The 7,063-nt window shown below is 70.5% G+C and carries 7 protein-coding genes and 1 pseudogene; 2 read left to right on the top strand and 6 right to left on the bottom strand.

Annotation, left to right across the window (positions count from 1 at the left end; translation table 11 throughout):
• A partial coding sequence (locus tag LQV45_RS14515) for a TetR/AcrR family transcriptional regulator (protein WP_230007638.1) occupies positions 1 to 458 on the bottom strand: 458 nt, incomplete at its 3' end.
• 88 nt (positions 459 to 546) lie between these two features.
• Between LQV45_RS14515 and LQV45_RS14510 the strand changes: the two genes are divergently transcribed.
• Positions 547 to 1,461 carry an LLM class flavin-dependent oxidoreductase gene (locus LQV45_RS14510; protein WP_230007637.1) on the top strand — a complete coding sequence of 305 codons (915 nt, stop codon included), beginning with the start codon at positions 547 to 549 and terminating at the stop codon, positions 1,459 to 1,461.
• On the top strand, positions 1,458 to 2,786 hold the full coding sequence (locus tag LQV45_RS14505; RefSeq protein WP_230007636.1) for an FAD-binding oxidoreductase: 1,329 nt from the start codon (positions 1,458 to 1,460) through the stop codon (positions 2,784 to 2,786). Before LQV45_RS14510 ends, LQV45_RS14505 begins: the two co-directional genes overlap by 4 nt.
• Here the strand turns inward: LQV45_RS14505 and ccsB are convergent.
• The 5 genes and pseudogenes from ccsB to LQV45_RS14480 all read right to left on the bottom strand — a co-directional run.
• Complete coding sequence (gene ccsB / locus LQV45_RS14500) at positions 2,765 to 3,781, bottom strand: c-type cytochrome biogenesis protein CcsB (protein WP_230007635.1); 1,017 nt, start codon at positions 3,779 to 3,781, stop codon at positions 2,765 to 2,767. The genes LQV45_RS14505 and ccsB overlap by 22 nt on opposite strands.
• 4 nt (positions 3,782 to 3,785) lie before the next feature.
• Positions 3,786 to 5,495: a cytochrome c biogenesis protein ResB gene (locus tag LQV45_RS14495; RefSeq protein ID WP_230007634.1), complete on the bottom strand. Its 1,710-nt coding sequence runs from the start codon at positions 5,493 to 5,495 to the stop codon at positions 3,786 to 3,788.
• A gap of 13 nt (positions 5,496 to 5,508) precedes the next feature.
• The gene (locus tag LQV45_RS14490) at positions 5,509 to 6,225 is read right to left on the bottom strand and encodes a cytochrome c biogenesis CcdA family protein (protein WP_230007639.1); all 717 of its coding nucleotides are present in this window, start codon (positions 6,223 to 6,225) and stop codon (positions 5,509 to 5,511) included.
• Entirely contained in the window at positions 6,186 to 6,848 is a 663-nt protein-coding gene (locus LQV45_RS14485; RefSeq protein WP_230007633.1) for a TlpA disulfide reductase family protein, read from the bottom strand. Before LQV45_RS14485 ends, LQV45_RS14490 begins: the two co-directional genes overlap by 40 nt.
• Positions 6,848 to 7,063, bottom strand: a pseudogene (locus LQV45_RS14480) (histidine phosphatase family protein); the annotation flags it as partial. The gene LQV45_RS14485 and the pseudogene LQV45_RS14480, both read right to left, overlap by 1 nt.

The following is a 7,063-nucleotide window of genomic DNA, read 5'->3' as shown; positions in this document are numbered from 1 at the left end:
TTGAGCCAGATCAGCCGGTCGAGGTCGGAGGGCTCGGCGTCCTCGCGGAGAGTGCCGTCGGCCTGAGCAGCCCGCATCAGCGACGCGCCGCGCGCCACCGCACGACCGTTGACCGCGCTCAGCGCCGGGGCGTCGGCGATCCGACGCGCCATGACCTCGTTGAACGTGGGATCGGTGGCCTGCGCCTCGCCCAGCGCCATGACGTAGGAGGCGAAGCGCTGCCAGGGCGTGTCGCCGACGATGGCGGTGATCGCACCGGCGAGCTTCTCGGCGGCGATATCGGCCACCACGGCGTCGATGAGACCCTCGCGACTTCCGAACCGGTGGTAGATGGTTCCCGCGCTCACGCCGGCGCGCCGCGCGATGTCGTCGAGCGGGGCATCGAGGCCGTGCTCGGCGAACGCCGCAGCGGCGGCGGTGCGGATGCGTTCGATGTTGCGCAGAGCGTCGGCACGCATGGTCGGTCCTCCGGTCGGAATAAATTGACGAGGCGTCAAGTTACGAGTGATCGGTAACTTGACGCTATCTCAAATACGGAGGAATCCCATGACCGACTACGGTCACGAGCCGGTCTTCGGCGTGAGCATCGACCCGACGGTCCACGGCATCGATCAGGCCTTCGCGCTGGCCCAGCGCGCCGACGCGCTGGGCCTCGACCTCCTGGCCGTGCAGGACCACGCCTACCAGCCGTCCCATCTCGATACCTGGACGCTGCTCACCTACCTGTCCGCGGCGACCAGCCGGATCACGGTCATGCCCGACGTCGCCGATCTGCAGCTGCGACCGCCCGCGATGCTCGCCAAAGCGGCGTCCACGCTCTCGATCTTGAACGGCGGACGGGTGCAGCTCGGGGTGGGAGGCGGCCCGTTCCCCGACGCGATCGCCGGAATGGGGATGCCGCGGCGCGAAGTCGCGGCGATGGTCGCCTACAGCGACGCGGCGATGGGCATCCTTCGCGCAGCGTTGCGCGGAGGGCATGTCGAGGGTGGCAATGACGAACACCGCGTGTCGTATTCCGCCGGCCCGGCCGCCGCGCAGCCGCCGCACGTCTGGCTGGGCGCACAGAAGCCGCGCATGCTGCGACTGGTCGGACGCAAGGCCGACGGATGGGTCTCGCCGCTGAACGTCTACGTTCCGCCCGCAGACGTGCCCGCGAAACAGCGCACGATCGACGAGGCTGCTCGCTCCGCGGGGCGGGATCCGGCTGACATCCGACGCCTCTCCAACGTCACCGGCACCCTCACCGCGGCGGGTACGCCCACGCGCCACGATGCCCGGCAGGGGCTGATCGGCGACGTCGCCGGCTGGACCGCGTTCCTGACCGACGCGGTCGTCACCCTCGGCTTCGACACGTTCGTGTTCTGGCCGACCGGCGACACCCTGCGACAGACAGAGCTCTTCGCGACCGAGGTCGTCCCCGCGGTGAGAGCGAGCGTCGCTCGAGAACGGAGCGCCCGATGACGACGCTGCCCTCCTCGCTCGTCACCGTCACCCCGGCCGACGACGCCTACCGGTACCTGCGGTCCACCTACACGACCCCTCACTCACCGGCGCAGATCCTGTTGCCGAGCTCACCGAGCGAGGTGCAGCAGGCGATGGCGTACGCGTCCGGCACCGATCTTCCGGTCTCGATCCGCAGTGGCGGCCACGGACTGGCGGGGACCTCGTCGAACGACGGCGGCATCGTCGTCGACCTCAGTCGAATGGATGCCGTCACGGTCCTCGATCGCCCGACCGGGCTCGTCCGGGTGGACGCCGGCGCGCGCTGGGCGCAGATCGCCGTCGCCCTGGCACCTCACGGGCTCGCGATCAGTTCGGGCGATCACGGCAACGTCGGAGTCGGAGGCCTGGCCACCGCGGGCGGCATCGGCTGGCTGGTACGTCGGTACGGCCTGACCATCGACCACGTGCGTGCGGCCACCGTCGTCCTGCCGTCCGGTGAGCTGGTGCGCGCGGACGAGGCGAACCCCGACCTGCTGTGGGCCGTCCGCGGCGCCGGCTCCTTCGTCGGCGTGGTCACTGACCTCGACATCGAGGCGATGGAACTCCCCGGCATCCAGGTCGGGCAGGTCGTGATCGAGATCGACCGCGACGGCCGCGCGCTCGTGGAGTGGTCACGGTTCCTGCAGGCTGCGCCGCGAGAGCTCACGATGAGCGGCGTGCTGGCGGCATCCGGCGGCCGGCTCGTGCTGGTCCTGACCGCGGTCTTCGCGGGTACCGATGCGCCTCGCGCCCACGCAGCGCTCGCCCCTCTGCTCGCCCGACCCGGGGTGCACGCCGGAGGACTGCAGAATGCCCGCTACACCGATCTCGTGCCGGCCGGGCACCTGCACGCCAACGTCGGTCAGCAGCCGTCCGCCACGACCAATGCGCTGTTGGCGGCGTTCACCGCCGAGTCCGCGCCCGCCCTCATCGAGATCGCTCGCCACCCGTCGGGGCCCTTCGTGCAGGTCCGGGGCGTCGGCGGTGCGGCGGCCGACATCGCTCGCGACGCCACCGCGTTCTGGCACCGCGACGCGGAGGTGCTGGTGACGGTGACGCTGTTTCCTCCCCGCGGAGCCGGCGAACTCGCGGCCGTGGCTCGGCCGCTCTGGTCCCACGCGCTCGGCGCCTACCGAAACTTCGAGAGCCACCCGTCAGAGGCGACGTTCGCCCGCGCGTTCCCCGGCGCGACCGGCGAGCGCGTCCGCGAACTGGCACGCCGCTACGACCCCGACGGGGTGCTGCACCGCGTCTTTCTCCCCGCGCCGCGGGAGCTCGGGCGTCAGGACGTCAAACCGGAGTAGGCGTGCAGGCCCTTGAAGAAGACGTTGACGATCGTGAAGTTGAACAGCACGGCGGCGAAGCCGATGATCGACAGCCAGGCCGAGCGGGTACCGCGCCAGCCGCGCGTCGCGCGGGCGTGGATGTAACCGGCGTACAGGACCCAGATGACGAAGGTCCACACCTCTTTGGTGTCGAACCCCCAGAAGCGGCCCCACGCGTCATTGGCCCAGATGGACCCGGCGATGAGGGTGAAGGTCCAGAAGATGAAGCCGACGATCGCGAAGCGGTAGGCGAGCGACTCGAGGGCGTCGGCGGTCGGCAGCGTCTGCAGGAAGCTGCGGCGCGGAGCGGCGGCATCCGAGGCGGCGGCGGCGGCGATCTTGCGCTCCCGCCGCGTCTGCAGCAGCTGCATCACCGACAGACCGAACGCGAGGGCGAAGAGGGCGGTGGCCAGCGAAGCGACGAAGACGTGGATGACGAGCCACACCGACTTCAGCGGGTCGGCCAGGGGCACGACGTCGACGTGGAACGCCAGCGTCGCGCCGCCGAGCAGCACGACCGCGAGGCCGGTGATGAGCGAGCCGAGGAAGCGCAGATCGAAGCGCGTCAACACGATGAGGTAGACCGCGACGACCAGCAGCACACCGGTCAGGGCGAACTCGTACATGTTCGACCACGGCACGCGCTCGGCGGCGATTCCGCGCAGCACGGTGCCGGCGAGGTGGAAGAGGAAGCCGAGGGCCGTGAGGGCCGTGCCCATGCGTGCCCACAGGTAGCGCGGCTTCGCGGGGGTGTTCCCGGATGCCGTCGACCCCGAGGACGCGCCGAGCACACCGCCGCCGCCCGCCGTGACGAGTTCGCGCGCGACGACCTCGTCCTTGGCCTTCAGCGCAAGGTCGGAGCGCCGTGCGAGGTCGATCGCGTAAGCGATGAAGGCGAGCACGTAGATCGCGACGGCCGTCCACACCAGAAGGAGTGAGATCTCATCGAGGAGGAGCGGGTCGGTTCCGGGCATGGTGTCAGTCTACTTTTCCGGTGTCGGGGCGGGTCTGATCTTCCGGGACCGGAAGCGAGGGGCGGTGGCGCTCGACGACCTGGTCGACGGCGGCGGCGAGAGTGGGGTCCTCGCCGCGGGCGAGACCGGCGTACTCGACGAGGACCGCTCCCTCCTTCGGGGTCGCCTTGACCCACATGCGTCGACGCGGCACGAACAGCGCCGCGAGCAGACCGAGGGTCGCGAGCGTGGCGAACCCGAGCACCCAGGGGCCGGCGAGATCGCGGTGGATCGACAGCGACGCGAAGCGCTTGACCGAACCCTGGTATCCCGTCGCCCCGGCGGGCGCTTCGTTCTCGAACGTGATGGTGCCGAGGCCGTTCGGCAGGTCCTGGGTCTCGCCGGGCATGAGTCGCAGGGCGGGGGTCCCGCTGTCGCCGCCGGCGATCTGCGTCATGCCGCTGGGATCGAGGGTGTAGACCGACCGCGGGGTGCCGTCGTCGATGCCGAGGTCTCCGGCGTAGACGCGCAGCGTCAGGACGGGGTACTCGAGATCGCCGAACGTCGACGTGAGTGCTCCGCTGTCGAGGGTGTCCATCGTCGGGTAGAAGAACCCGATGAGACCGAGCTGCTCGGGCATCCCGTCGGCGACCTTGACGACGCCGAGCGAGGTCATGTTGGCATCCTGCGGGAGGAAGGCGACCGAGTCGTGGAAGACCTCTTCGCCCTGGGCGTTGCGGATCGTGACCGTGGGGGCGTACCCGTTGCCGAGCAGGTAGACGCGGTCGCCCTGCACGTCGAGCGGGTGGTTGACGCGCACTTGGCCGTCCTGACGCTCGCCGTCGGGAGTCAGGGTCGTGACGTTGGCGGCGAAGTCGCCGGCCTGCCCCGACCCGGGCTGCCCCGGCGGCACGTAGCGCACGTCGAAGCGGTCGAGGGTCATCGAGTACGGCGCGAGGGCGTTGCTATCGACGAAGCGGCCGGGGTTGAACGAGGAGTAGTCCAGCAGGCTGTTGGTGAACGCCTGACCCTCCACGAGCACGCGCTGGCCCGTGTAGGTGAAGCCGCCGCCCACGCCGACGGCGATGAGCACGCCTACCAGCGCGGCGTGGAAGACGAGGTTGCCGGTCTCGCGGAGGTACCCGCGCTCGGCCGAGGCCGAGAAAGTGCCGCGCCCGTCGTAACGGGCCACGCGGTAGCCGGCCTTCCGCAACTGCGCGGAGGCGCTGTCGACGGCCGCGGCCGCGACGGAGGCGGCATCCTGCCCCGCCGGCACCGGCACGGTGACGGTGCGGTGATCGTCCAGTCGCGAGAGGCGCGCGGGCGTGCGCGGGGGCTGCGAGCGCAGGGCCTTCCAGTGGTGCTTGGTGCGCGGGAGCACGCAGCCGATGAGCGAGATGAACAGCAGGATGTAGATCGCCGAGAACCACGGCGAGGTGTAGACATCGAACAGGCTGAGCTTGTCGAGCACCGGCGCGAGGTCGGGGTTGTCGGTGAAGTACTGCGTGACACCGTTCGGGTCGGCACTGCGCTGCGGCACGAGCGAACCGGGGACCGCCGCGATGGCCAGCAGCAGCAGCAGCACGAGGGCGGTGCGCATGCTGGTCAGCTGACGCCATCCCCAGCGCAGCCAGCCCACGACCCCGAGGCGGGGCGAGGCGATGTCGTCGCCGGAGGGCGGCGCGGAGTCGGCGTGGTCCGAGGGCCGGAGCACGCCGTCGGTGGATTCGGTCACGGTGTTCCCTCGATCAGAGCGGGAGCTGGACACTGCCGATCACCCCCTGCAGGTTCGACATCCACGAGCCCCAGACTCCCGTCACCATCAGCAGACCCAGCGCGATGAGCAGGCCGCCGCCGATGAGGTTCACGACGCGGATGTGCTTCCGCACGAACGCCACCGAGCGCGTGGCCCACCCGAAGCCGACCGCGAGGAGAAGGAACGGGATGCCGAGCCCCAGCGAATACGCCAAGCCCAGGAGCGCGGCCCGCCCCGGGTCGCCCATGTTGTAGGACACCGACAGGATCGCCGCGAGCGTCGGGCCGATGCACGGGGTCCAGCCCACGCCGAGGGCGATGCCCAGCAGCGGAGCGCCGATGAGGCCGAGGTTGCCGCGCGCCCGGAGCCGCACGGTGCGCTGGGCGAGGCCGAAGAGGCCGATGAACACCAGTCCGAGCAGGATGATGACGACGCCCATGATGCGGGTGATGACGTCGGCGTAGCGCAGGAAGAACAGGCCCACGGTGCCGCCCAGGACGTTCACCGCCATGAACACGAGTGTGAAGCCGGCGATGAACAGCAGCGTCCCGCCGACGAGGCGCCCGCGACCGGGGGCGGATGCCGAGCCTCCGCGCGGCGCGACGGATCCGCCGATGAAACCCAGGTAGCCCGGCACGAGGGGCAGGACGCACGGGGAGAGGAAGGAGATCAGCCCGGCCGCGAGAGCGACGGGCAGGGCGAGCCACAGTACTCCGTCGAAGACGAGGGCTCCAGGGTTAACTCGCTCTCCGCGAGCACGGGGCGCACCATGGCATCGAGGATCGACGCCTCGGGCAGCTCGCCGATCACGCGGGCGGCGACCCGGCCCTGCCGGTCGAGCACGAGGGTCGTGGGGGTGGCGTTGATCGGCGTCTTCTCGGCGAAGGCGAGCTTGAGTTCGGCGTCTCCGACGGCCATGACGCTGGAGTACGACACCCCGTTGTCGCGCGCGAACGACAGCGCGGTGGCGGGCTGGTCGTAGGTGTTGATCCCGAGGAACGACACGCCCTGACCCTCGAACGACTGATAGGCCTGCTCGAGACGCGGGGCCTCGATGATGCACGGACCGCACGTAGCGTACCAGAAGTTCACCACGAGCACCTGTCCGGCGAAATCGGCGCTGGATACCGCCGAACCGTTGTCGAGCGACCCCGAGAACTCGACCGCCTCACCGCGCTGGTCGGGCGCGATCTCTTGCGTCTGGAAGCCGTTCGCGGCGATGTACCCCTTGTTGTCACCGGCACGGTACTGATCGGCGAGCGGGTCGGCACTGCATGCCGCCAGTGTCACGGCCAGCGCCGCGGTCACGGCGAGCGAGAGGATTCGGCGCATCAGACGGCTCCTACGTCGACGGCTCCGGCGGTCGCGGCCGGCTCGGCGTACGCCACCTCGACCCAGCGGGACGCGCCGGCGGCGCCGTCTGGCCGCTCGAAGCTCGACACGCTCGACAGCGCGCAGCGGCGCTTGCGGGGGTCGTGGCGGGTGGGTTGGGGAGAGGGGGCGAGGTGCGTGACCCAGATGGGCAGCTGGTGCGAGACCGGCACGAC

It is taken from the genome of Microbacterium sp. Bi128, assembly GCF_918698205.1.
This window is presented reverse-complemented; position numbering and strand designations above follow the sequence as displayed.

Excerpts from the sequence above, each read along its gene's own strand:
- LQV45_RS14485 (WP_230007633.1), bottom strand. The coding sequence starts at position 6,848 with ATGCGCCGAATCCTCTCGCTCGCCGTGACCGCGGCGCTGGCCGTGACA.
- ccsB (WP_230007635.1), bottom strand. The coding sequence starts at position 3,781 with ATGCCCGGAACCGACCCGCTCCTCCTCGATGAGATCTCACTCCTTCTG.
- LQV45_RS14505 (WP_230007636.1), top strand. The coding sequence starts at position 1,458 with ATGACGACGCTGCCCTCCTCGCTCGTCACCGTCACCCCGGCCGACGAC.
- LQV45_RS14510 (WP_230007637.1), top strand. The coding sequence starts at position 547 with ATGACCGACTACGGTCACGAGCCGGTCTTCGGCGTGAGCATCGACCCG.